This window comes from Streptomyces sp. NPDC008163 (assembly GCF_042956885.1).
Taxonomy (GTDB): Bacteria; Actinomycetota; Actinomycetes; order Streptomycetales; family Streptomycetaceae; genus Streptomyces; species Streptomyces drozdowiczii_A.
The window spans coordinates 71,939-95,330 of sequence record NZ_JBIBHG010000016.1; the positions used below are offsets into that span (position 1 = coordinate 71,939).

Here is a 23,392-nt window from a genome sequence, read left to right on the forward strand (position 1 = left end):
CAAGGCACCACATGCCCCAGCACACCTCCGGGTCTGGCCGCGCGGCAGTTCCACCGGCTGCGCGTGGCACTGTGCGCCCCCCCGCCCCGTCCTCGCTCGACGAGTTGTGGCGCTCGTACAAGACGACCGGCGACGAACGGCTGCGGGAGCAGTTGATCCTGCACTACTCGCCCCTGGTCAAATATGTCGCCGGGCGGGTGAGCGTGGGCCTGCCGTCCAACGTGGAGCAGGCGGACTTCGTCTCGTCCGGGGTGTTCGGGCTGATCGACGCCATCGAGAAGTTCGACATCGAGCGGGCCATCAAGTTCGAGACGTACGCGATCACCCGCATCCGGGGCGCGATGATCGACGAACTCCGGGCGCTGGACTGGATCCCGCGCTCGGTGCGGCAGAAGGCGCGCGCCGTCGAGCGCGCCTACGCGACCCTGGAGGCGCAGCTGCGCCGTACCCCGTCCGAGCCGGAGGTAGCGGCGGAGATGGGCGTCACACTGGACGAACTGCACGCCGTCTTCAGTCAGTTGTCCCTGGCCAACGTGGTCGCGCTGGAAGAACTGCTGCACGTGGGCGGCGAGGGCGGCGACCGGCTGAGCCTGATGGACACGCTGGAGGACACCGCCGCCGACGACCCGGTCGAGGTGGCGGAGGACCGGGAGCTGAGACGGCTGCTCGCCCGGGCGATCAACACCCTCCCGGACCGCGAGAAGACGGTCGTCACGCTCTACTACTACGAAGGCCTGACCCTCGCCGAGATCGGCAACGTCCTCGGGGTCACCGAGAGCCGGGTCAGCCAGATCCACACCAAATCGGTGCTCCAGCTCCGCGCGAAGCTGGCCGACGCCGGGCGCTGAGCGGGCCCGTCGGGCACCCGGGCCGGGAACCTCGGCCCGCGCGCGTACCTCTCGGCGGCCGTCGCCGTAGAGTGGAGGCGTGCCCAGGATTCGAGCGGCCTCCGTGGCCGAGCACCGGACCATGCAGCGCGGCGCCCTCCTGGACGCAGCGCGATCCCTGCTGTCCGAAGGGGGCACGGAAGCGCTGACCTTCCCCGCCCTCGCCGAACGCACGGGCCTCGCCCGGTCCTCCGTCTACGAGTACTTCCGCTCCCGCGCCGCCGTCGTGGAGGAGCTCTGCGCCGTCGACTTCCCCGTCTGGGCGGCCGAGGTGGAGAGCGCGATGGAGCGGGCCGGGACGCCCGAGGAGAAGATCGAGGCGTACGTACGGCGCCAGCTCGACCTGGTCGGTGACCGGCGCCACCGGGCCGTGGTCGCGATCTCCGCCAGTGAGCTGGACGCGGGCGCCCGCGAGAAGATCCGCGCCGCGCACGGCGGGCTCATCGCCATGATCGTGGAGGCGCTCGGCGACCTCGGCCACGCGGAACCCCGCCTCGCGGCCATGCTGCTCCAGGGCTCCGTGGACGCTGCGGTCCGGCGTATCGAGCTGACCGTGGCGGAGGAGCCCGGCGTCATCGCCGACACCGCCGTCGCCATGATCCTCGACGGCGTCCGGGGCCCCGGCACCCGCGACTGACCCCTTTGCGCCGACGCCCGACCGGCCCCGGCGCGACCACCCCGCCGGGACGCCCACCACGGCCACGGCACGGCGAGCACCACCAGAACGGCAGGCGCGACGGCCCCGGCCGGGCCCCCTGCCCTCAGCGCCCCCGGCAGCGGCACGCCGTACACCGGCAGCAGGCGCGAGGGGCCGCGCCGCAGCAGTGACGGCGGCAGCAGCGACAGCGGGTCCAGATACGCCTCACCCCGGCGCAGCCCCCAGTGCAGGCAGCCCGCCGCGCAATGGGACGGCCCCGCCCCCAGCACCGCCACCACCTGCCCCGCCGCGACCTCGTCGCCCTGCACGACCAGCGGCCGCACCGGCTCGTACGTCGTCCGCAGCGGCGGGTCGCCCGTCCCCGCCAGCTCCACGGCGACCACTCCGCGCCCGGCGACCGCCCCCGCGAACGAGACCCGGCCCGCTGCGGCGGCCAGCACCTCGGTGCCCGGCGCGGCGGCCAGGTCCACGCCCCGGTGGCCCGGTCCGTAGGGCCCGGCGGGCGGCTCCCATCCCCGTACCACCGAGGGGCGCCCGGCCAGCGGCCAGACCGGCGCCCCGCCGCCCGCCGCCACGGCGGCACCCGGCCACCCGCCCCACGCCGTCAGCGCGGCGAGCAGCACGGCCCAGGGCACACACCACCGCGCCCGTTCGCTTGTGATTCGCATGGCGCCACCGTCCCCCGGACCCCACCCGCGTGGGGATCATGGACCGGATCTGTGGACTACCGGCCGGTTGTGGACAGCGCCGTCACCCGGGACCCGGACGGTCCCGTACACTTCTTCAGGCGACCCGGGTCACCGGGTCGACTTCGCACGCCCCGCCACCACCCGTTCAGCGGAGGTGGCCGCGCCCCTCGGTCCCTTGTGGCACGGCGCGCCGGGGCGTCAGGCGCGACAGCAAACCTGCTGCCGCGATAACCGAGTACCTCAAGGAGTACGGCCATGGCCGTCGTCACGATGCGGGAGCTGCTGGAAAGCGGCGTCCACTTCGGTCACCAGACCCGTCGCTGGAACCCGAAGATGAAGCGCTTCATCTTCACCGAGCGCAACGGCATCTACATCATCGACCTGCTCCAGTCGCTGTCGTACATCGACCGCGCCTACGAGTTCGTCAAGGAGACCGTCGCGCACGGCGGCTCCATCATGTTCGTGGGTACGAAGAAGCAGGCCCAGGAGGCCATCGCCGAGCAGGCGACGCGCGTCGGCATGCCGTACGTCAACCAGCGCTGGCTCGGTGGCATGCTCACCAACTTCTCCACCGTCTACAAGCGCCTCCAGCGCCTGAAGGAGCTGGAGCTCATCGACTTCGAGGACGTGGCCGCCTCCGGCCTCACCAAGAAGGAGCTCCTGGTCCTCTCCCGCGAGAAGGCCAAGCTGGAGAAGACCCTCGGTGGTATCCGCGAGATGCAGAAGGTGCCGAGCGCCGTCTGGGTCGTCGACACCAAGAAGGAGCACATCGCCGTCGGTGAGGCGCGCAAGCTCCACATCCCGGTCGTCGCGATCCTCGACACCAACTGCGACCCCGACGAGGTCGACTACAAGATTCCGGGCAACGACGACGCGATCCGCTCCGTCACCCTGCTCACCCGCGTGATCGCCGACGCCGTCGCCGAGGGCCTCATCGCCCGCTCCGGCGCCGCGACCGGCGACTCGAAGCCGGGCGAGAAGGCCGCCGGCGAGCCCCTCGCCGAGTGGGAGCGTGACCTGCTCGAGGGCGACAAGAAGGCCGACGCCGAGGTCCAGTCCTCCGCCGAGACCGAGAAGGACGCCGACGCCGACGCGAAGCCGGAGGCCATCGCCGCCGAGCAGGCCGAGGCCCCGGCCGCGGACGCCGAGCAGGCCTGACACCCGTCACGGCTGAAGACGGCGGGGGCCGGTGCGCTGGCACCGCCCCCGCCGTCCACCCGTAGATCTTCAGACTTCGAGAGAGAACACAGACTCATGGCGAACTACACCGCCGCTGACGTCAAGAAGCTCCGTGAGCTCACCGGCGCCGGCATGATGGACTGCAAGAAGGCGCTCGACGAGGCCGACGGCAACGTCGACGGCGCCGTCGAGGCGCTGCGTATCAAGGGCCAGAAGGGCGTCGCCAAGCGCGAGGGCCGTTCCGCCGAGAACGGCGCGGTCGTCTCCCTCGTCTCCGAGGACAACACCTCCGGTGTCCTCGTCGAGCTGAAGTGCGAGACCGACTTCGTCGCCAAGGGTGACAAGTTCCAGGCCGTCGCCAACGCGCTGGCCGCGCACGTCGCCGCGACCTCCCCGGCCGACCTGGAGGCGCTGCTCGCCTCCGAGATCGAGCCCGGCAAGACCGTCCAGGCGTACGTGGACGAGGCCAACGCCAACCTCGGCGAGAAGATCGTCCTGGACCGCTTCGCGCAGTTCCAGGGTGCCTTCGTCTCGGTCTACATGCACCGCACCATGCCCGACCTGCCCCCGCAGATCGGTGTGATGGTCGAGCTGGACAAGGCCGACGCCGACCTGGCCAAGGGCCTCGCCCAGCACATCGCCGCCTTCGCGCCGAAGTACCTCTCCCGCGAGGACGTCCCGGCCGAGGTCGTCGAGGCCGAGCGCCGCGTCGCCGAGGAGACCACCCGCGCCGAGGGCAAGCCCGAGGCCGCCCTCCCGAAGATCGTCGAGGGTCGCGTCAACGGCTTCTTCAAGGAGGCCACCCTCCTCGGCCAGCCGTACGCGCTGGACAACAAGAAGTCGGTCCAGAAGGTTCTGGACGAGGCCGGTGTCACCCTGAAGCGCTTCACGCGCATCAAGGTCGGCATCTGAGTCCGTCCGCGAAAAACGGCGGACCCGGTAGGGTCTGGTGCAGTCGACGGCCGCACACCGCCGTACGACCGCAGATCTGACGAGGAGGCCATTGCCGCAAGGGACACCAGACCCACCGGCAATGGCCTTCTTCGTATGTGCACGAGGAGAATCCCCATGAACAAGGGCGCGGACGCCGCCAAAGACGACGACAAGCGCGAGGACGGCAAGGTGCGCGGACGCTTCATGCTGAAGCTGTCCGGAGAGGCATTCGCCGGCGGCGGGGGCCTCGGTGTCGACCCCGACGTCGTGCACGCCATCGCCCGCGAGATCGCGGCCGTCGTCCGGGACGGCGCGGAGATCGCGGTCGTCATCGGAGGCGGCAACTTCTTCCGCGGCGCCGAGCTCCAGCAGCGGGGCATGGACCGGGCGCGCTCCGACTACATGGGCATGCTCGGCACCGTGATGAACTGCCTCGCCCTCCAGGACTTCCTGGAGAAGGAGGGCATCGACTCCCGCGTCCAGACCGCCATCACCATGGGCCAGGTCGCGGAGCCGTACATCCCGCTGCGCGCCGTGCGGCACCTGGAGAAGGGCCGCGTCGTGATCTTCGGCGCGGGCATGGGCATGCCTTACTTCTCCACCGACACCACCGCCGCCCAGCGCGCCCTGGAGATCGACGCCGAAGCGCTGCTCATGGGGAAGAACGGCGTGGACGGGGTCTACGACTCCGACCCGAAGACCAACCCCGCCGCGGTCAAGTTCGACGCGCTGGAGTACAGCGAGGTGCTCGCCCGCGACCTCAAGGTCGCCGACGCCACCGCCATCACGCTCTGCCGTGACAACGAACTGCCGATCCTCGTCTTCGAGCTCACCACCGCGGGCAATATCGCCCGCGCCGTCAAGGGTGAGAAGATCGGCACGCTCGTGAGCGACCAGGACACCCGCGCCTGACCACCGGCGCGTCCACCGGTGAGGCCCGGTGGAACAGGGGCGCGGGACCGCCCCGGAAGATGGACAACGGCCTGCCGGTCGGACACCGTGCAGGTGAGGACGCGACGCAGGACCCGCCGGGCCCGCCGGGCCCGTTCAAGACACGCAGGAGCACGTGGTGATCGAAGAAACCCTCCTTGAGGCCGAGGAGAAGATGGAGAAGGCCGTCGTCGTCGCGAAAGAGGACTTCGCCGCGATCCGTACCGGCCGTGCGCACCCGGCGATGTTCAACAAGATCGTCGCCGACTACTACGGTGCGCCGACCCCGATCAACCAGCTGGCCTCGTTCTCGGTGCCCGAGCCCCGTATGGCCGTCGTGACGCCGTTCGACAAGACCGCGCTGCGCAACATCGAGCAGGCCATCCGCGACTCGGACCTCGGCGTCAACCCGAGCAACGACGGCAATATCATCCGGGTCAACTTCCCGGAGCTGACCGAGGAGCGTCGCCGCGACTACATCAAGGTCGCGAAGACGAAGGCCGAGGACTCCAAGATCTCGATCCGCGCCGTGCGCCGCAAGGCCAAGGAAGCGCTCGACAAGCTGGTCAAGGACAAGGAGTCCGGCGAGGACGAGGTGCGCCGCGCCGAGAAGGAGCTCGACGACACCACCGCGAAGTACGTCGCGCAGGTGGACGAGCTGCTGAAGCACAAGGAAGCCGAGCTGCTCGAAGTCTGATGAACGACTCTTCCTGGGGCGCTCCGCAGGGCGCCGGCCAAGGGGCCGCGCCGGAGATGCAGGGTGCTGCGGCGGGTCCTGCCTACGATGTGCACGACGCCCAGCAGACTCGGCCCATGCCCATCGTGCCGGACGTTCCCGACGCAGGTAGAGACGCTGAAGACCGTGATCACCGGGAACAGGGGGCCGGACGCCTGAGCGGCGGCCCCCTGTTCCGCGACGAGAAGCCGCAGGAGCCCATGCCGACCGCGCCGCCGCCCCCGCCCCCGCCCCCGCAGAAGAAGCGCGCGGGCCGGGACCTGGGGGCCGCCATAGGGGTCGGCCTGGGTCTCGGGGCCCTGGTCGTCGTCTCGCTCTTCTTCGTCAAGGAAGTCTTCGTCGGCGTCATCGCGCTCGCCGTGGTGGTCGGCCTCTGGGAGCTCACTTCCCGGCTGGAGGAGCGCAAGAGCATCGAGGCGCCCCTCGTGCCGCTCGCCGTCGGCGGCGCCGCCATGGTCGTCGCGGGGTACGCGCGCGGGGCCGAGGGTGCCTGGGTCGCCATGGCCCTGACCGCCCTGGCGGTGCTCGTGTGGCGGATGGCGCAGCCGCCCGAGGACTACCTCAGGGATGTCACGGCGGGCATCTTCGCCGCGTTCTACGTGCCCTTCCTGGCCACCTTCGTCGCCATGCTCCTGAAGGCCGACGACGGCCCGCAGCGGGTGCTGACCTTCCTGCTGCTGACCGTGGTCAGCGACACGGGGGCGTACGCGGTCGGCTGGCGGTTCGGCAAGCACAAGCTGGCTCCGCGCATCAGCCCCGGCAAGACCCGCGAGGGCCTGTTCGGAGCGGTCGCCTTCGCCATGGTGGCCGGTGCGCTGTGCATGCAGTTCCTGATCGACGACGGTTCCTGGTGGCAGGGCCTGCTGCTGGGCCTCGCGGTCGCGGCCAGCGCCACCCTGGGCGACCTGGGCGAGTCCATGATCAAGCGGGACCTCGGCATCAAGGACATGGGCACGCTGCTGCCGGGTCACGGCGGGATCATGGACCGGCTGGACTCGCTGCTGCCGACCGCTCCGGTGGTCTGGCTGCTGCTGGTGCTGTTCGTCGGCTCCGGCTGAGACCGGCGTCCGCACATGGCTGAGGGGCCACCGCTCGCGAGCGGTGGCCCCTCAGCCATGTGGCGTCAGCCGCGCTCGCGCAGCGCCGTCCGCATACCGCGGTTCATCGCCAGCGACCGGCGGCGCATCCACAGGATCCAGGCGCAGAACGCCGCCATGAACACGGCGAAGGCCAGCGGGAACAGCAGGGAGCCGCCGCTGGTGGCAGCGAGGACGAACATGGCCACGACGATCAGGCCCATGAACGCCATCCAGAACGGGAGCCACCGCTTGCCCCGTTCGATCTTCCCCAGATGCTCGTCGACCAGTCGCCGCATCACGGCCCGTTCCTCGGGGTCGTTCGGCACCTCGTGGTGGCGGATCTTGCGGTCGAGGCCGGCGATGGCGTCCGGGGACGCACCCGTCGCCCGGCTCGTCCGCCTCCGCTGGAGGACCAGGGCCACCATCACGACGGCGGTGTAGACGGCGCCCTGGACCAGCCACACGGCCGGATGCTCGTCGTGGCGTAAGAGCGCGTTCAGGCCCACGCCGAGTCCGAAGACCACCACGCCCTGCCCGATCAGGCTGTCGTTGAACCAGTGTTTGACGGTGTGCACGGCACCTACCTCCTGCGGCGGCCGAAGACTCTCTGTGCTCTTCCGGTTACCCCGTAATGCGCCCCTCACCGCGACGCACGCGGGCACCTCCGCACGTCTGCGACACTGGAAGAACCATGCCTAAGCCCGGAGAACTGGCAGCAATCTGGGCGCGCTCGGCCCCTGACCAGCACTTTTCGTGTTCGTCAGGGGCCTGATCTATGCCATGGGGCCGTCTCTGGGCCGTGAGCGTCAGAACGGAGGCTTGTCTGCGGCTTCGCTCACGATCTCCACCGCGTGCACCTCGGGCCCTGCTGTGAGGGAGTTTTCCGCGCCCCCGTCCTTGAGCCGCTGTTCCCGCTCAAGACGCTGAGCTTTGCGGCGTCTAACCCTGGCGGGGGACTGGAACACTTCGTCCAGAATCTCGTCCATGAGGCCCAAGATCTCCGCCGCTGTGGCGCTATCCATCGGCTCGGCCACAAGGTCGCCATGGGCGACTTCGTTGCCGCCATAACGAACCTCGTGGGCCGCGTCTCGCACGTACTCGCGGATTAGTTGCCCTTCGAATAGTTTGTCGATCTTTTTTTCAAGGCTGCCGGTTTTGATACCCCGGTCCTTCGCCGTAGCTTCCAAGACTGCGCGCGCCAGTGCCACTGCCGCCCTGTTGGCGTCAATCGATAGGCATTGGTGCGCCTCTGTCGCCATGCTGGCAATGGCAGACGGGACATCGTCGTAGGTGCGACTGCCGACCTGCCGAGGTATCCATGCATGGGGGCCGTCAACGACTAGCCGTGACTTGCCGCCATACTCTAGGCCGCCTACTTCTCGTCGGCCTGTCGCGATGCTGAGGCGACCGCATCCGTCGCACTGAAAGATCATGTCTGCCCGCTGCGGTTCCGTCCACATGACAGTGCCGACATCAACACTGTGGACGTTGCGCATATTGCATCGATCATTGCACCAGCCGCACGTTCTTGATACTCCCATGCGGCAAAGAGTAGATCCCCTAACTTCCAGGGTCATCGTCTTTCTGGCGTCGCCGAAGGGCGATATCGACGGCCTTACGCGTCCGTTCTTGGCTCTCTGGCATCAGGTGGGCGTACACCCGCAGCGTGAGCGCTGGGTCGGTGTGCCCAAGGTACTGGCTGACTGCCTTGATGCTCTCGCCAGCGTCCAGCAACACTGAGGCGTAGAAGTGCCGAAGCGCGTGCATGCCGTGTTCGCGGGCGGACTCGTACTTCCCTTCTTGGGCGCCCGGGATGAGGCCGGCCGCAGCGAGTGCGGGCTTCCACTCCTGGATGTTGAAGTTGCTCCGCCAGACCACTCCAGCCGCTGTGTTCGTGAACAGGAGACGAGCCGTCACCTTCGGGCCGTCAGGCTTCCGCCACGGCAGGGTGACCTCAACCGGCTTGCAGGCGTCCATGTGTACCCGCAAGGCTTCTGCCACCGAGGATGGAAGCGGAACGTCTCGTTCCTTGTTGCATTTCGGTGGGGCGAATACAGCCGTGCCCTGAATGAGCTTCACCTGTCGAATGACCCGAAGGATGCCTGCTTCGAAGTCGATGGCGTCTTCAGCGAGTCCTACGATCTCCCCCTGCCGGAGCCCGCAGCCAGCGCCCGTGTCCACCATGGTCCGGTAGCGCTGGGGAAGGGCTTGGCGGACTGCCTGCACCTGTGAGGCCAGCCACGGGGTGACTCGTCGCCGTTCAACCGATGGCGGGCGCACGGACTTAGCGGAGCATGGGTTGCGGGGGAGGAGTCCATCGTCCACGGCCGCGCTCAGTACTGCTCGAACGTCGCCGTAAATGTTGCGGGCGTAAGCGCCGCTCACCCCTGGGTTGGCCTCAAGGGCGCTCACCAGCTCTCGAAGGTGTTCCGGCCGAAAGGAGTCGAGCGGGCGCGAGCCGAGGACGGGGAAGGCGTGCAGGCGTAGGCGTTGCTCGGTGACGATTTGGCTCGACAGGTCCGCGCTGTGCGCCTTGAGCCACTTCTCGGCGTAGCCCTTGAACGTGACTCGGGCCGCGCGAGGGTCGATGTACTGCCCCCTGGACATGTCGGAAGCGATGTGACTGAGCCAGTTCTCGGCGAGGCGCTTCTGCCGGTCGGGGAAGGACTTGGACTTCTCGGTGCCGTCAGGGCCGATGTACCGGGCCCGGTAGCGGAGCCCGATGCCGTAGCGGTCGCTCTTGACCCGTACGGGCTTGCCCTCGGCGTTGGTCTCGGTCTTGTACCAGCGGTCTTGGATGTGGCCGGCCAATGGGTGCTCCTGTGGGCATGGGGCAGGGGCACGACCGGGTGGTCGTGCCCCTGCTGGTCGGTGGGTGTCAGGCGGCGGCTTCGGTGTTGCTCTCGACCCAGGCCCGGACTGCGGCGGGGTTGTAGCGCAGGTACTTGCCGATGCGGATGGCAGGCGGCCCTACGCCGGTCTTGCGCCAGGCGTAGACCGTTTCGACGCTCGGCAGGCCGAACATGTGCTTCAGGTCGTCGGGGGTGAGGTAGCGGTCGGGGAGGCCGGCGCGCAGGGTGGTCTGCGGGTCGGTCTCGGGGGCACGTTTCGGGGCCACGGGGCGACTCCTTGGGGGAGGGGCGGCTGTGCCTGTCCTAGGTGCGGATTTCTGCGTCACAGCGTCACGAGCGTCACGCGGGCGGTTGACCTGCGGTTTTGTGTGACGCGGGGGTGTGGGCGTGCGTCATCGGTGCGTCACGGGGTGCGTCACGGCGTGACGCAGGTGACGCAGGATGACGCAGAGCTTTGCCGTCTGCGTCACGCCCTTAGCCGCAGGCCAGGGGGTGTTTTTGCCGTCCGTGTGACGCTGTGACGCAGAGCTTCCCTACTTAGGAAAAAGGGGAAGGGGTGTCTGTAGTGGTGGCGGTGGCTCTCAGGGCGTGAAGTGAGGGGCCGCTTCGCGGCGCGACCCTTGGGCGGCGTTCCGCCGAACAGCAAGAAGAGCACCCGCGGGGGCGTGCTCTTCTTGCTTGTCCAGCGAAGCGGCGGTGCGGGTCAGGTCATCTCCGGCTGCTCGTACTCGGGCGGTGCGGCGGCCGGACGGGCCATCTCCAGGTAGCGGCCCTCTCGGGTGCGGCCGGAGTCGATGAGGACGCCCCGGGCGGCGAGGGTGGGCTGAAGGCGCTTGAGCCGGTCGGAGAGCACCTTGCCCGTGGTCGGCCACCCCTTGGGCAGGGGACGGAGTTCGTCGCCGCTGTAGAGGCGGCTGAGGTGGTGCAGCCACTCGGTGGACGTCATCCGCTGCTCACTGCCGGGGGCGATTTCCTCAGCGTGCTTGAGGACGGTCTGCGCGAGGAGGTCCCCCTCAATCACGTCGTCGTTCAGGTCGTCCAGGCTCGCCCGGTACGCGGCGAGCGCCCCCAGTCCGGTGGCGGTGTCGAGTTGGGCGCACAGGTGCGCGAAGTCCGCCATCCGCAGATCGGTCGGCGTCTCCGCCTCAGCGGCCCGCACCTTGACGGTCAGGTCCAGGAGCGAGCCGAGGATGACCGGCAGGGCGTCTTCGAACTCGCCCCAGAGTTCGGCTTCGGTGCGCCGGACACGGGGGCGTTCCAGCCGCAGGGGCAGGAGGCGTTCTGCGAGGTCAGGGCGGATGACGCCGACGTCGATGCCGGTCAGGAGCAGGGGGCGGCGGTAGCGGGCGCGGTGAACGTCCCCGTCGGTGAACAGGGCCCGCTTCACGGACTCGGCACCGGTGACGATGCAGCACATGGCGTCGGACAGGTCCGGCGTCATGTGGGAGAGGTTGTCCAGCGCGGTCACCCACCCCGCCGCGACGGCGGCGATCAGGTTCTCCTCATCCTTCGGGGCCCGGCGCAGGTCCCCGCTCATGCCCTCCACGATCCGTACGAGCATCCGCCCGCCGGTCGACTTCCCCGCCCCCTGCGGACCGGTGAGGAACGGGGCGGGAACCGGCACGGACGGGCCCAGGCAGCCGACGAGCCAGGCGATGGCCAGGCACTCGGTCTCGGCGGTGGCGAAGTTGCACAACCTGAGCAGGAGGTCGATGCCCTTGTCCTCGGTGTCCTTGGCCGGCAGCGGGAGTTCTCCGGTGAGCTGGGTGCGCCGCCAGCAGACCTCGCGCGGGTCGGGGACGGTGATGTCCCACCCGGTGGGGTGGATGCGGACGGACTTGCCGTCGGCCCGGCCGAGGTCCAGCCACGTCGCCCCGTCGAAGCCGGGGGCGACCCGAATATGTACGGGCTGCGTGGTCTCGGTGAGCGCGAGTGCTTCGATCAAGTCGAGTGCCTCCTTCAGGGCGGTGCCGTTGAAGACGCCGCGCCCGTCCTTGAACATGCCGACCATGAGTTCCTGCCGGTGACTGCCCGTTGTGCCCTGGGAACGGATGGGGCGGGCGACGGGGTGACCGTTCTTCTGGGCGTAGACGGTGCCGTCGGCGGTGCGGAAGTACCGGAAGTGGGACTGCGCATACTCGGTAATGACTTCGCGGGCCGGGTTCTTCTCGTCGTCAGACACGGCTCACATCCCCAAGCGGGTCAGGGCGTTGCCCCAGGCGTCGCTGCAGTGCCGTTCGGACTCGCCCTTGGTCTGGGCGGCGGCGAACAGGCGCTGCATGTGGGCGTTGGTCAAGCACCCGCACCGGCCGTGCGTCGCGAGGACGGCGAGGAACGTGCGGTACACGGTGGCGTGCACGGCGGTCGTGGCGGCGGTGATCTGCTGCTCAGCCATCGCGATCCCGCGTTCCAGGAAGACGGGTGTGCGGTGACGGCACTCCCCGCCCGCGGCCGGCAAGGGCGCGGTGATGGGCCGGACCGGAGACGGCTTCGAGGCGACCAGCGCGCGGACGGTGTGGGGCAGGTCGGCCATGGTGCCGGTTCCGGGGCTCACCCAGCGGGCGTAGGACATCGTGGACTTGATGTCGACTCCGGGCCGTACGGCGTTCGCGGACTGCATGGTGCCCCGGTAGATCCAGTGCTCGCCCCGCGTGGTGGACACGGTCTGGGTGAGGGGCAGCGTGCGGTGGGCCCAGGTGATGGCGTCGGAGTTGTCGAGGTCTACGACGGTCAGCCCGGCCCCGCCCGGGTGGTAGGCGACACCTTCCGCCTGACGCCACGCGGCCACCCACGCGGGTGAGGTGATCACGGCGAGGTCGTGAGTGGCGGCGGCCCACGCGTGGCACGGACGCGGGCACAGGCAAGAGCCGGGAACCTTCATGTTGGGGCGCCCGCCGCACGCGTTGTTGTGGCAGGGCGGGCAGTTCCCGAACGGGATCTTTCCCGCCCGCAGCGGCAGGACCGGCGTATCGGCCGCCGCGAGCGACAGGGCCGTGCGCAAGTGCGCCCCCGGCTTGGGGCCTCGCGGAATGAGGGTTGATTGCGTCATGCTGGTGTCTCCAGTTCTGTGAGAAGCACTGGCAGAAGAGGGCGGCCCCGGCTTTGGCGAGACAGGGGCCGCCCTCGGTGTTGCTTGGGACAGGTGTCTGCCCCTTAGTGCCGGTTGATGGTCTTGGTCCACAGGCCGCGGTTGGTGGTGCGGGTGGTGCGCTGGTCCTGGTGGACGGGGCCTTTGTAGTGGTGGTGGTGCTCGGTGTGGGCGTTGGCCTTGGCGCGTCCGGCGGAGCGGAGCAGGGAGCCGACGGCGAGGATCAGGGCGACGGGTCCGCCCGCGCCGACGGCGAGTGCGACGGGGTCGACGTGGCCGAGGGTGTAGAGGACGAGAGAGGTGGCCCCGCCCAGGGACAGGGTGGCGACCGATCCGGTGAGCATCAGGGCGCTGGCGTCCGTCGCCTTCTGGGACATCGGGGGGCGGCCCGGCTGGGTGACGGGCGGGGTGGGCCCGTATGCGGGGAGCGGGGTGTCGTCGCGGTGCGCGGTCGGCGTCTCGTAGGCCGGTGCGTATGCCTCGTGGATGAGGCGGCGGGCGTGGAGGTCGGCTTCGGCGGGGGTGAGCGGGCGACTGGCCGGGGGCTGGTCGGGTCGGTTCATGGGAGGGTCCTCCCGGACGGGCGGGGGCCCGGCGTCGGGTGTGACGGCGGGCCCCGGCCGAGGGGCGCGGGTGGGTGTGACGGGGGTGTGACGGGCCTCTGTGATGGCCCGTCACACCCGCTCCCGCCTAGGGGTTTGGGTGTGACGGGCCCGTCACGTGTGACGGCTGTCAGGCGGCGGCGAGAACGGGCACGATGCGCCACCGGCCGGTCTGGGAGGTCGGCTGGAGACGTCCCTCCATGGCGGCGTCCTTGAGCCGCTTGGACACCCAGGACCGGCCGAGATGGTTGCGGTCGCACCAGTCCATGAAGTCCTTCGGGCCGATGACCATCTGCCCGGCCGCCTCGAACTCGTCCAAGGCGCGGGCGAACAGCTCCCGTGCCTCGTCGGGGGACGGCTTGCGCCCGGTCTCCTGTCCGAACAGCGGGGTGTCGTCGCCCTGCTGCGGGGCGGGGAGGTCGGCCTCCGGGTCCATCGCGGCATCCTCGGGATCCAGCAGGGTGCCGGTCCGGGTGCTGGCGTCGTCCTGGTCGGCCATGGTGGTCTCCGTGTCGTCGGCCGTGGCTCGGCCGGTGTAGGCGTTGCCGACGACCGCCTTCGCGGCACCGGTGGTGACGGGGTCGGCGGTGGCGCCGTTGCGGAGCGCCCACTGGGCGAGCATTTCCATGACCGGTGCGGCGTCCGCGGTGAACTGCCGTGTGCGGGCGGGGGCGGCGTAGCGGTCGGGGTCGATGCCCCCGGCGACGACGTAGCAGTAGCCCGGCTTACGGTTGCCCCACGCTCCGGGGTGGGCACCGGCGTCGATGACCGCGTCCGGGAGGGAGAACCCCTCGTCGCGGGGGTCGCAGCCCAGCGCGATGACCGAGGGCAGGGATGCCCGGGTGCTGGTGGACATCTGGTCGTACGAGGGCCGCTGGAGCGAGACGATCAGCGAGCATCCGGCGGAACGGGCTTCCTGGGCGATGCCGGTGAACGCGTCGTCGCCGAGGGCCCGGAGGGTGTTGGCGGCCTCTTCCATCCAGGCGACCATGTACGGCATGCCCTCACACCCACAGGGCGTGTTGTCCGGGCGGCAGGAGTGCGCCGGGTCGGTCTGCCGCTGGGCGGACTGGGGTGTCCACTGCCGGTAGGAGTGCTTGCCCAGCCACCCCGTCCGGGCGGGGATGACCTGCTGAAGTGCCTCCACCATGGCTTCGGTGCCGGAACCGCCTTCCGCGGCCCAGTCATACGCGGGCAGCAGGGGGCGGAAGTCCTGGAACGCCTTGGGGTCGGAGAGCCACATGATGACGTCGCGGCGGGACAGGATCTCCGTCTGAAGGTTCAGCGCCGCGTCGCCCTTGCCGGAGCCGGTGCCCCCGGCGATCAGGAAGTGCTGGGCGTTGCGCCCGGCCTTCGGGTCACCGGGCAGCCACACCACCAGCGGTGATCCGTCGTCGTACCGACCGATGACGAGCGGGTCCATGATCGACCCGCCCGGGTTCGAGGGCCCCTCCCACGGTTCTGCCTCGGTGAGCATGTCTCTGGGGACGATGACGAGGTCGCCGCGGCGGGCGGAGTCCGGGTCGGGCTGGAACCGTACCGCCGACTGCGGGAGGTCCAGCGCGGACGCGATCCGCGCCAGGGCTTTCGCGACGTCGTCGGTGGTCTGCTCGCCGGGCTCCAGTGCGAGCGCGGCGGTGACTCGGTTCGGTTCGACCTGCGTGCGCCCGATCTTCGCCTTCGCGAGACCGACCTTTTCCAGCAGACCCTTGTCCGCCGACCCGGCCGCCTCGCCGTCCGAGGTACGCAGCGCCATGCGGATGTTCCACGACAGAGCGAGGACCGCCCCGCCCATCAGGTAGACGTCCGGAAGACTGCCGGCCAAGGGACCGGCGAGGGCAGCTCCGGTCATCCATGCGGACCCGGCGGCGACGGTGATCGCGGAGTGCAGACGCCGCTGCGGGCTGGTTTCCCGCCCCGCCCACCAGGTCGCCCCGGTTAGGGCGACCGCAGACAGGGTGAGGCCGACGCCGGCGCCGACCGAGTCCGCCCACATCAGGTGCGCCCCCGACCCGGCGACGCCGATCCCGGCGACACCCAGCCACGGCGGCAGGTGCGGCTTCGCCCGGTGCAGCAGGTAGGCCCCGATGCTCCCGCCGCCCGACGTGCCGTGCTCGCCGTGGTTCCTCATCCGCCTTCCCATCCTGTCCAGCTCCCGTTCCATGTCGCGTCCGTCCTGGTCGACCCATCGGCGGCTCACTGGGCACCCCAGTTCATGCGGGGCTGCTGCGGGCGCTGGGCGCGGTGGCGGTGGGCGTTGAGCTCGCCCTCGTACTCCTGCTGGAACTGCGCGTAGCAGGCCGCGGCCATCTTCGCGGCGTTGCGCAGCTCGTCGGCGGCCCGCTGCATCTTGCGGGACACCTTGAACGCGCGGATCTTCGCGCCGCCCATGCGGCCGTTGGGGTCCGGGACCGTTGCGAGGACGGCCTTGAGGATTTCGGCGCCCATCGCGACCTCGAAGGAGAGCATCACTGCCGCGGCCCGCAGGCTGTTGCAGTAGTTCCGGATCTGCGCGGGCGTCGCGAACTCCGGCGGAGGCAGCAGGCTCTCCGCGTGCCGGCGCGCGCCGGGGACGGAGGCGGACTTGTTGTTGTTGACGGTGACGTTGATCGGCGGGACGAATCCGCCGGCCACCGAGCCGACGAACCCGCCGGCCATCGAGCCGACGTTGCTGGCGAACTTGGCGCCCTTGCTCTCGGGCGCCGGGCCCCCGCCCCTGCGGGCGCGGGGCGGGGTGGTCCGGGTGTTGTGGCTTGCCATGGTGAACCCCTTGTCTCAGGCGGAGAGGAAGAGCGCCGCGGCAACGAGCGCGGCGATGTGGGCGGTCTGATCGACGTGCGCGGCACCACCGGAAGCAGCCCAAGCGGACTGGCCGGTGTGGGTCATCCACCACCGCACCGGCCACCGCCGGTCGATCACCGCGTGCGTGCCACCGATCCACACCAGCGCGGCCGTCGCGGACAGCAGCGGAAGCCGCCACCCGAGCACGGCCGCACCCAGGGCGAGCAGCAGGCCGCAGACGGCAACGTGCGTCCCGGCGTGGGCGATGTTCGCCCGCCAACCGGCCAAACCAGGCTGGTCCTTGTGCCCGGCCTGGTGGTCGGTCTGCAGCGGGTAGTCGGAGATCAGGTGGCCGAGGTAGAGCAGGAACGCGATGTCAGCGAACACGTAACGCCCCCTCGGTCACAGAGAAGTGGCGCCCGGCAGTCGCGAGCAGGGCGTCATGGGTCTCCAGCGCGCCGCGCCGGAGGGCTTCCAGTTCGTGCTCGTCGGTCGGGTTGCGCATCGCGTAGGTGGCCTGCACCGCGAGACGGGCGGCCTCCTGGGCGACGGGGGCGAGGAGCTGAACGCGGGCAGCCGGGGCGGTGATGCTGCCGCGGGTGCGGTGCGACTCGTCGCGCAGCGCCTGGATACGTTCCTCGTCGGCGCCGGTCAGCCTGGCGTCGCCGAGTTCCCACATCGCCCGGCGGTGAGCGGAGAGAGCGACCGCGAGGTCGATGACGGCATTGACGCAGTCACGGCGCCGGTCATCGGCACGAGTAGCGTCACGGGCAGAGCGGGCGATACGAGCCTGGACGAACCCCGCGACCAGCGTCCCGGCGAGGGTGCCGAACACGGCGATAAGGGTCTGTTCCACGTAGACCTCCGTGGTGGGCGGGTCAGCAAGAGGAGTCGGAGCAGGGCACGCACATGCCGAGCGAGCGCGGGATGCAGTACCCGGCATCCCGCCGGCAGACCGGGCAGGTACGGCGAGCCCGCATGGCTTTGGCCAACGCCGCGGTACGGCCCGGGGTCATGGGCCGTACCGGGCGTGCGAGGTCGATGCGGTAGAGGTAGGCGACCAGGGGGTCGCGGCGGCGCCGGGGCCGGCAGACCTCCGCGACAACGCCTTGACCACCCGGTCGCAGCCCCATCGCGCGCAGCTGGCGCCGGGTGGCCAAACCGTCGGGGGCCAGGCGCCACCGGTAGGTGGGCAGCGTGCTCACCGGACGCCACCGAGCGGAACGGGCCAGATGAGCCAGGGGACCTCGGAGGGCGGCGGCTCGGGGGAGCGGGAAGCGGCGCGGGCAGCCCACCCGTCCTGCGGGGCACCCTCGGTCTCGGCCGTGATCTGCGCCGCATCCCGGGTGGCGTGCACGCTGTGCAGGTCACCGGAGCGGTACAGCAGGTAAACGTGGTCGGCCCGGTTGGACTGCTTGCGCGCAGTCCGCAGCAACATCCGCAGCGCCTGCCGGTCCTCAGTGTCCAGAAGCGACTGGCCGCGCAGAGCCCCCAACTCGCCCTTCAACAGGCACAGTTCGTCGTTCGCCCGGGTGAGTTTGGTTTGGAGGGTTTCCGCCGTGGCTTCAGCGCGGGCCGTGGCAGCGTTGGCGAGGTCCCGTTCCAGCTCGTGCTGCTCGCCCTTGACGCGTGCGGCCTTGATGGTCGCTTCGGCCTTGGCGAGGTCGGCACGCAGAGCGTTGAGGGTACGGGTCCGGATCAGCGCGATCATGCGGAGGCTCCTTCGAGAGCGGCAGGGTTGGTGTCGCGCAGTTCCTGGTAGCGGGTGGAGACCCAGCCCACCGACCAGCCGCACAGCTCCGCAGCCGTGCGCACGGGCACCCCGGAGGCGTGGGCGGCGGTGACGATCTGGCGGGCACGGTCCTCGGGCAGTTTGGTGTTCACCGGCCCGCCGGACAGCAGCGCTTCGCGTTCACGGGTCTCCCGCTCCGCCCGCTCCTGCTGCTGCCGGTGCTCCGTCTGCTCGCTCTCCAACCGCTCGCGCTCGCGGCGCTGAGCGGCCTCGCGTTCAAGGCGTTCACGCTCGACGCGCTGCTGTTCACGCTCGCGTTCACGACGTTCACGGGCCTCACGCTCGGCCCGCTCCCGGGCCTCTGCCCGCTCGCGCTCCTCACGCCGCGCCGCTTCCTCGCGGGCGGTCTGTTCACGGGCCAGGAGGGCTTCGTGCTCGCGCTGCTCGCGCGCCAACTGGGCGGCGTGTTCGCGCTCCTCGCGGGCCCGCCGCTCCTGCGCCTCGCGGCGTTCGGCGGCTTCCTGCTCGCGCTCTTTGCGTTCGGCCTTGAGTTGGTCTTCGCGGGCCTGCTGGGCGGCGGTGATGGCTTGGCGGTAGGCGAGACCGGTCTCTGCCGTGACGATGAGCAGGAGGGGTGCGACTGCGTGCACGGCCACGCCGACCAGCTCTTTTCGCAGCGCGGAGTCCGCGACGTTCAGGGCAAGGGTCATCGCTCCGGTCATCCACCGCAGCGCGATCGGCCAGCGCCCGCCGTGCCCGCCCAGCCGGGCCAGCACAGAATCGAGCCGCACGACGATCACGACCGCGGCGTCCACGACGAGCGGAAGGATCGGGGCGGTCCAGGTCCAGCCCTCGGGGGTGTGGCGCTCCATCAGCGGGGTGACCGTGAGGATCGAGAACAGCATCGCGCCGCCCACGATCAGCCACGTCCCCACTGACAGCGCCTTCTCCGCTGAACGGATCTGAACATCGTTCACGACGCCACCTCCCGGACCTGTGCCGACGCGATCAGAGAGACGGGCTGGGCGGGGTCGTCGCCCGGGGCGTAGTCCTCGGACCAGGCCCACTCGGGGGTGTCGGTGAACGTGTAGCCGAGAGCGTCCAGAGCCCGCGAACGGTCCTGAACACTCGGCACCGCGGCGCCGTCGAAGACGTACTCAGGCCACTGAGAGCCCGGGATGCCGTAGATCGCCACGTACAGGCGCCACCGGCCCGTGCTCTGCCCGATGGCCATCTGCGCGGGGAACGTGCCGGGCGCGCTCATGCTTTACCGCCCCGACGGGCACGGCCGTAGAGCACCCAACCGGTGATCTGAACGGCGATGGCACCAGCGGCCAGGCAGCGCCATGCCGGTTCGTCCAGCACAGCCGCCAGGATCGACCCGACGCCGGCCAGGCCGATACCGGCGAACACGAGAACCAGCGCGGCGCGCTGCGACAGCGGGAAGCCGCTCATGCCGCACCGCCCGGCTGCATCGTGGCGGTGCGGTTGGTCAGGTCGCGGCGGGCGGCCATGACCCGCTTGCGGGCCCGGCGGATGCGCCGCTCGTCCAGCTCCCTGGCCGGGCGGTCGATGGTCGTGATCTGCGCGTCGAGCAGATCGACCTCCGCGAGGATGAGCGGCATCTCGTGCTCGATCGCGTCCAGCTCGGCGGCCGACGGCTCGAAGTCGAGCGACGCGGCCGTAACAAGGCCCTGAAGGGCAGCGATGGGGATCATGGGTCGTTGTCTCCTCACAGTTGAACGGCCCAACAGCACCCCGGAGCAGCCACTCCGGGGTGCTGGCCGTTGGATGAAAGACCACCCGAGGGGTGGCGGTGCCCCGGGCCGGATTCGATCCGGCGGCATCACGCCGGGTCCGGGGCGGGGGTGGTTCAGCGGCCGGAGCCGCCGGAGGAACGTCGGTTGGCCTCGCTGACCTTCTCCGACAGCTCCTTGTGCTCCTGCTCTGTCAGACTGCTGATCACAGGTGCCTCCCATCAGGTGCCTGTATCGCGGCACCCCGGTTGCCCCCGGGGTGCCGCCGTGGTTCCGGACCATCCGGCTCCCCTCAACCCCGCCCGTACAGCACCGCACTTGGCAGCGCCGGACGGGCGGGGGAGGCAACCGGCCCGCGATAGCCGCGGGGATTCGGTCGAGCTGGCGGCCTGCCGAACGTGGCCACCGACGCGGCGGGCGTTGTCACGAGCGCGGGTCCAGCGCTGGTGACGCCCCAGGTATTCGTTGATGCATCGAGCCCCCTCGGTTGTAGGGACGGCGGATGGGTTCGGTTCTCCGATTCGCACGGCGCCGCTCGATCCGGGGAGATCCGAAGTCCCGGACGTCTGAGGGGGCGGCTTCAAGGTGTGCCGCGCGGTTCTTTCGAGTCGGTGGCGTGTCCCCCGTCTGGGGTGTCGGGCCCCGGTGTGACGGGGGCCCTTTCTCGGCCGACTGGTCTCCACTCACCTCGGCCGGTGCGGTCACGGCCGTCGTACTGCGGTGGATCACGCTGTGGAGTTGTAGTGCCGGAAGGCACGCAATGCACGGAACCCGAGGGCTCCTACACTCCTGTACTCATGTGCAGGAGTTATGTCCATCAGAGTGCCCAACTCCTGTACATGAGTCAACCCGCCGCGAGGACTTCTTTCGCGACGGGCTGCGGGAGGTGCTTGCCGGTCAGTCGCCGGCGGGGATGCGGTAATCGAGAACGAACTGGTCAGCGGCCATGATCGTGTCGCACACCTCGACCACTCGACCCTCTTCGGTCTCCGCGCTTCGCGTCAGGTGGATGACCGGCGAACCCGGGCTGAGGGTGAGAGCGCCCGTCTCCGCCTTGGTCGCCAGGCGGGCGCGGACGGTCTCGGTGAACTGCCCCAGGATGTGACCGTTGTCCTCCAGTCGCGCGTAGATGCCACCGCCGCCGGGATTCTCCTCGAACAGCTCTGGAATGTCCTTCGCGATGTCCCAGGGCAGGTAGGAGGTGGCCTCTTCGGTCGGAGTGCCATCACTGAAGTAGAGGCGCCGACGCGCGAGGACTTTGGTTCCTTCCGGTACGCCCAGGCGCTCCGCGATCTCGCCCACCGCTTCCGTCGGGCCGATGTAGAGCACGGTGACCCCGGGCTTCTTGCCTGCCTGCTCCGTCTCCGCGATGTACGCGGCCTTACCGGCTCGTCGGTGTGAGCGCCTGAAGCGGTCCGACGACTTGCGGCGAACGGGCGGCTGGCTCTTCACGAACGAACCCTTGCCGTGGAGGGTGTCGATGAGACCGGTCGGTCGGAGCTCTGCGACTGCCTTCCGTGCCGTGCCCTGTGAAACGGAGTAGCGGGTCATGAGCTCGGATTCGCTGGGCACCTTCTGCCCAGGCTTAAGGACCCCTTCCCTGATCTGCCGAGCGAGGTCGTCGGCGATCTGTAGGTACCGTGGCTGACCAGAGTCCCTTACGGCTGTTGTGCCCATGTCCTTCTGCTCTCCTATGCTCATATACATGAGTAACGCTACCCAGGAAGATGCGTCAATGTCGCTGCACTCGGTCTCAGTGGCTGGCGTAGTCGTTCGTGAAGATGGTCGGGTCCTTGCCATCCGGCGGGCCGACAACGGTGCCTGGGAGGCGCCGGGCGGCGTTCTTGAACTCGATGAGCGGCCGGAAGTTGGTGCCTGCCGAGAAGTCATGGAAGAGACCGGAATCGAGGTGGACCCGGTCCGCCTGACAGGCGTGTACAAGAACATGGCGCGCGGCGTAGTGGCCCTGGTTTTCCTGTGCCGGCCAACGGGAGGCCGGGAGCGAACCTCGGACGAGTCGACGGCTGTGCGGTGGCTCACTCGCGAGGAGGTCCGAACCCTCATGACCGAGGCGTACGCGGTCCGGGTTCTGGATGCGCTCGACGGAGGAGCGACGCAGGTGCGCGCGCACGATGGCCGCCGCCTGCTGAAGCCGGGCCCCGATGCCGTCTCGCGCGCCTGACCTGCTGACTGAAGCGTGGCACGGGGCCGTCTGTGGGCCGTCCCAGGGTCGCCAGTGACCACCGACCACGACCAGTAACGACCGGGTTCGCGTAGCAGTCACCCGGGCTGAGCTGGGCGACGACGCGGGGCACCTCGGCTTGTCTGCGACACTGGAAGAACCATGCCTAAGCCCGGAGAACTCACTTTCGTCGCGCCCCGCGGAGCCAAGAAGCCGCCGCGGCACCTCGCCGACCTCACGCCCGCCGAGCGCAGGGAGGCCGTCGCCGCGATCGGCGAGAAGCCGTTCCGCGCCCAGCAGCTCTCGCAGCACTACTTCGCGCGGTACGCGCACGACCCGGCCGAGTGGACCAACATCCCGGCCGGATCGCGGGACAAGCTCGCCGAGGCGATGTTCCCCGACCTGATGTCCGTCGTCCGGCACATCAGCTGCGACGACGACACCACCCGTAAGACCCTCTGGAAGCTGCACGACGGGACGCTGGTCGAGTCCGTCCTGATGCGCTACCCGGAGCGGGTCACGATGTGCATCTCCTCGCAGGCCGGCTGCGGGATGAACTGCCCGTTCTGCGCGACCGGGCAGGCCGGACTCGACCGCAACCTGTCGACCGCGGAGATCGTCCACCAGATCGTGGACGGCATGCGCGCGCTGCGCGACGGCGAGGTTCCCGGCGGGCCCGCCCGGCTCTCCAACATCGTGTTCATGGGCATGGGCGAGCCGCTGGCCAACTACAACCGCGTCGTCGGCGCGATCCGCCGGCTCACCGACCCCGAGCCCGACGGCCTCGGCCTCTCGCAGCGCGGGATCACCGTCTCCACCGTCGGCCTGGTGCCCGCGATGCTGCGGTTCGCCGACGAGGGGTTCAAGTGCCGCCTCGCGGTCTCGCTGCACGCCCCGGACGACGAGCTGCGCGACACCCTCGTGCCGGTGAACACCCGGTGGAAGGTGCGCGAGGTGCTGGACGCCGCGTGGGAGTACGCGGAGAAGTCGGGCCGTCGCATCTCCATCGAGTACGCCCTGATCCGCGACATCAACGACCAGGCGTGGCGCGGCGACCTGCTGGGCCGCCTCCTCAAGGGCAAGCGGGTCCACGTCAACCTGATCCCGCTCAATCCGACGCCCGGCTCCAAGTGGACCGCCTCGCGGCCCGAGGACGAGCGGGCGTTCGTGGAGGCCATCGCGTCCCACGGGGTGCCGGTCACCGTCCGCGACACCCGGGGACAGGAGATCGACGGCGCCTGCGGACAGCTGGCGGCCTCCGAGCGCTGAGGCGGGCGGCCGTCGGTGCCCGGGACCACGGCCGAAAA

Annotated in this window: 27 protein-coding genes and 1 pseudogene; 9 read left to right on the forward strand and 19 right to left on the reverse strand. The window is 69.9% G+C overall.

Annotated elements, in window-relative coordinates:
• The first annotated feature begins 11 nt into the window (after positions 1 to 11).
• Complete coding sequence (gene whiG / locus ACFZAT_RS29675; RefSeq protein ID WP_391268593.1) at positions 12 to 848, forward strand: RNA polymerase sigma factor WhiG; 837 nt, start codon at positions 12 to 14, stop codon at positions 846 to 848.
• 103 nt (positions 849 to 951) lie between these two features.
• Positions 952 to 1,524, forward strand: coding sequence for a TetR/AcrR family transcriptional regulator (locus ACFZAT_RS29680; protein WP_018102375.1), 573 nt, complete (start codon positions 952 to 954; stop codon positions 1,522 to 1,524).
• Positions 1,525 to 1,646: 122 nt separating this feature from the next.
• On the opposite strand, the pseudogene ACFZAT_RS29685 reads toward ACFZAT_RS29680, so the two are convergent.
• Positions 1,647 to 2,213: pseudogene (locus ACFZAT_RS29685) on the reverse strand (murein hydrolase activator EnvC family protein); the annotation flags it as partial.
• A gap of 276 nt (positions 2,214 to 2,489) precedes the next feature.
• Between ACFZAT_RS29685 and rpsB the strand changes: the two are divergent.
• The 5 genes from rpsB (at position 2,490) to ACFZAT_RS29710 (ending at position 7,070) form a co-directional block, all read left to right on the forward strand.
• Positions 2,490 to 3,392 (forward strand): 30S ribosomal protein S2, encoded by a 903-nt coding sequence (rpsB, locus tag ACFZAT_RS29690; protein WP_147971192.1) that lies wholly within the window; start codon positions 2,490 to 2,492, stop codon positions 3,390 to 3,392.
• A gap of 96 nt (positions 3,393 to 3,488) precedes the next feature.
• Entirely contained in the window at positions 3,489 to 4,325 is an 837-nt protein-coding gene (tsf, locus tag ACFZAT_RS29695; RefSeq protein ID WP_073963695.1) for a translation elongation factor Ts, read from the forward strand.
• A 156-nt stretch (positions 4,326 to 4,481) separates the two neighbouring features.
• Positions 4,482 to 5,258 carry a UMP kinase gene (gene pyrH, locus ACFZAT_RS29700; protein WP_143625981.1) on the forward strand — a complete coding sequence of 259 codons (777 nt, stop codon included), beginning with the start codon at positions 4,482 to 4,484 and terminating at the stop codon, positions 5,256 to 5,258.
• Between the two features lie 157 nt (positions 5,259 to 5,415).
• Positions 5,416 to 5,973, forward strand: coding sequence for a ribosome recycling factor (gene frr, locus ACFZAT_RS29705; protein WP_018102371.1), 558 nt, complete (start codon positions 5,416 to 5,418; stop codon positions 5,971 to 5,973).
• A complete protein-coding gene (locus tag ACFZAT_RS29710) occupies positions 5,973 to 7,070 on the forward strand; it encodes a phosphatidate cytidylyltransferase (RefSeq protein ID WP_391268594.1) in 1,098 nt (365 codons plus the stop codon). The genes frr and ACFZAT_RS29710 overlap by 1 nt, the downstream gene beginning before the upstream one ends.
• A 65-nt stretch (positions 7,071 to 7,135) precedes the next feature.
• On the opposite strand, the gene ACFZAT_RS29715 is transcribed toward ACFZAT_RS29710, so the two are convergent.
• From ACFZAT_RS29715 to ACFZAT_RS29800, 18 genes are all read right to left on the reverse strand, one after another.
• Positions 7,136 to 7,666, reverse strand: coding sequence for a hypothetical protein (locus ACFZAT_RS29715; protein WP_391268595.1), 531 nt, complete (start codon positions 7,664 to 7,666; stop codon positions 7,136 to 7,138).
• A gap of 231 nt (positions 7,667 to 7,897) precedes the next feature.
• Positions 7,898 to 8,350, reverse strand: a complete 453-nt coding sequence (locus ACFZAT_RS29720) for a DUF4145 domain-containing protein (RefSeq protein ID WP_391268596.1) — start codon at positions 8,348 to 8,350, stop codon at positions 7,898 to 7,900.
• Between the two features lie 301 nt (positions 8,351 to 8,651).
• A complete protein-coding gene (locus ACFZAT_RS29725; RefSeq protein WP_391268597.1) occupies positions 8,652 to 9,902 on the reverse strand; it encodes a tyrosine-type recombinase/integrase in 1,251 nt (416 codons plus the stop codon).
• Positions 9,903 to 9,969: 67 nt separating this feature from the next.
• Positions 9,970 to 10,209, reverse strand: coding sequence for a helix-turn-helix domain-containing protein (locus tag ACFZAT_RS29730; RefSeq protein WP_391268598.1), 240 nt, complete (start codon positions 10,207 to 10,209; stop codon positions 9,970 to 9,972).
• Between the two features lie 437 nt (positions 10,210 to 10,646).
• Entirely contained in the window at positions 10,647 to 12,125 is a 1,479-nt protein-coding gene (locus ACFZAT_RS29735) for an ATP-binding protein (protein ID WP_391268599.1), read from the reverse strand.
• Between the two features lie 3 nt (positions 12,126 to 12,128).
• Complete coding sequence (locus ACFZAT_RS29740) at positions 12,129 to 12,992, reverse strand: bifunctional DNA primase/polymerase (RefSeq protein ID WP_391268600.1); 864 nt, start codon at positions 12,990 to 12,992, stop codon at positions 12,129 to 12,131.
• Between the two features lie 104 nt (positions 12,993 to 13,096).
• Positions 13,097 to 13,594 (reverse strand): hypothetical protein, encoded by a 498-nt coding sequence (locus tag ACFZAT_RS29745; RefSeq protein ID WP_391268601.1) that lies wholly within the window; start codon positions 13,592 to 13,594, stop codon positions 13,097 to 13,099.
• Between the two features lie 169 nt (positions 13,595 to 13,763).
• A complete protein-coding gene (gene traB, locus ACFZAT_RS29750; RefSeq protein WP_391268602.1) occupies positions 13,764 to 15,764 on the reverse strand; it encodes a plasmid transfer protein TraB in 2,001 nt (666 codons plus the stop codon).
• A 65-nt stretch (positions 15,765 to 15,829) separates the two neighbouring features.
• Positions 15,830 to 16,393: a plasmid transfer protein TraA gene (gene traA / locus ACFZAT_RS29755; protein ID WP_391268603.1), complete on the reverse strand. Its 564-nt coding sequence runs from the start codon at positions 16,391 to 16,393 to the stop codon at positions 15,830 to 15,832.
• 15 nt (positions 16,394 to 16,408) lie between these two features.
• The gene (locus ACFZAT_RS29760; protein WP_391268604.1) at positions 16,409 to 16,801 is read right to left on the reverse strand and encodes a DUF3307 domain-containing protein; all 393 of its coding nucleotides are present in this window, start codon (positions 16,799 to 16,801) and stop codon (positions 16,409 to 16,411) included.
• A complete protein-coding gene (locus tag ACFZAT_RS29765; protein WP_391268605.1) occupies positions 16,791 to 17,270 on the reverse strand; it encodes a pRL2-23 in 480 nt (159 codons plus the stop codon). Before ACFZAT_RS29765 ends, ACFZAT_RS29760 begins: the two co-directional genes overlap by 11 nt.
• Positions 17,271 to 17,292: 22 nt before the next feature.
• Entirely contained in the window at positions 17,293 to 17,619 is a 327-nt protein-coding gene (locus ACFZAT_RS29770; protein ID WP_391268606.1) for an RRQRL motif-containing zinc-binding protein, read from the reverse strand.
• The gene (locus ACFZAT_RS29775; RefSeq protein ID WP_391268607.1) at positions 17,616 to 18,125 is read right to left on the reverse strand and encodes a hypothetical protein; all 510 of its coding nucleotides are present in this window, start codon (positions 18,123 to 18,125) and stop codon (positions 17,616 to 17,618) included. The genes ACFZAT_RS29770 and ACFZAT_RS29775 overlap by 4 nt, the downstream gene beginning before the upstream one ends.
• Positions 18,122 to 19,123 (reverse strand): DUF2637 domain-containing protein, encoded by a 1,002-nt coding sequence (locus ACFZAT_RS29780; protein WP_391268608.1) that lies wholly within the window; start codon positions 19,121 to 19,123, stop codon positions 18,122 to 18,124. The genes ACFZAT_RS29775 and ACFZAT_RS29780 overlap by 4 nt, the downstream gene beginning before the upstream one ends.
• Positions 19,120 to 19,410 (reverse strand): DUF6303 family protein, encoded by a 291-nt coding sequence (locus ACFZAT_RS29785; RefSeq protein WP_391268609.1) that lies wholly within the window; start codon positions 19,408 to 19,410, stop codon positions 19,120 to 19,122. The genes ACFZAT_RS29780 and ACFZAT_RS29785 overlap by 4 nt, the downstream gene beginning before the upstream one ends.
• Positions 19,407 to 19,601, reverse strand: a complete 195-nt coding sequence (locus ACFZAT_RS29790) for a hypothetical protein (protein ID WP_391268610.1) — start codon at positions 19,599 to 19,601, stop codon at positions 19,407 to 19,409. The genes ACFZAT_RS29785 and ACFZAT_RS29790 overlap by 4 nt, the downstream gene beginning before the upstream one ends.
• The gene (locus ACFZAT_RS29795) at positions 19,598 to 19,864 is read right to left on the reverse strand and encodes a DUF6284 family protein (RefSeq protein WP_391268611.1); all 267 of its coding nucleotides are present in this window, start codon (positions 19,862 to 19,864) and stop codon (positions 19,598 to 19,600) included. Before ACFZAT_RS29795 ends, ACFZAT_RS29790 begins: the two co-directional genes overlap by 4 nt.
• A 936-nt stretch (positions 19,865 to 20,800) precedes the next feature.
• Complete coding sequence (locus tag ACFZAT_RS29800; protein ID WP_391268673.1) at positions 20,801 to 21,580, reverse strand: UTRA domain-containing protein; 780 nt, start codon at positions 21,578 to 21,580, stop codon at positions 20,801 to 20,803.
• 16 nt (positions 21,581 to 21,596) lie between these two features.
• Between ACFZAT_RS29800 and ACFZAT_RS29805 the strand changes: the two genes are divergently transcribed.
• A complete protein-coding gene (locus ACFZAT_RS29805) occupies positions 21,597 to 22,085 on the forward strand; it encodes an NUDIX domain-containing protein (protein ID WP_391268612.1) in 489 nt (162 codons plus the stop codon).
• A 162-nt stretch (positions 22,086 to 22,247) separates the two neighbouring features.
• A complete protein-coding gene (rlmN, locus tag ACFZAT_RS29810) occupies positions 22,248 to 23,354 on the forward strand; it encodes a 23S rRNA (adenine(2503)-C(2))-methyltransferase RlmN (RefSeq protein ID WP_164401695.1) in 1,107 nt (368 codons plus the stop codon).
• Positions 23,355 to 23,392 lie beyond the last annotated feature (38 nt).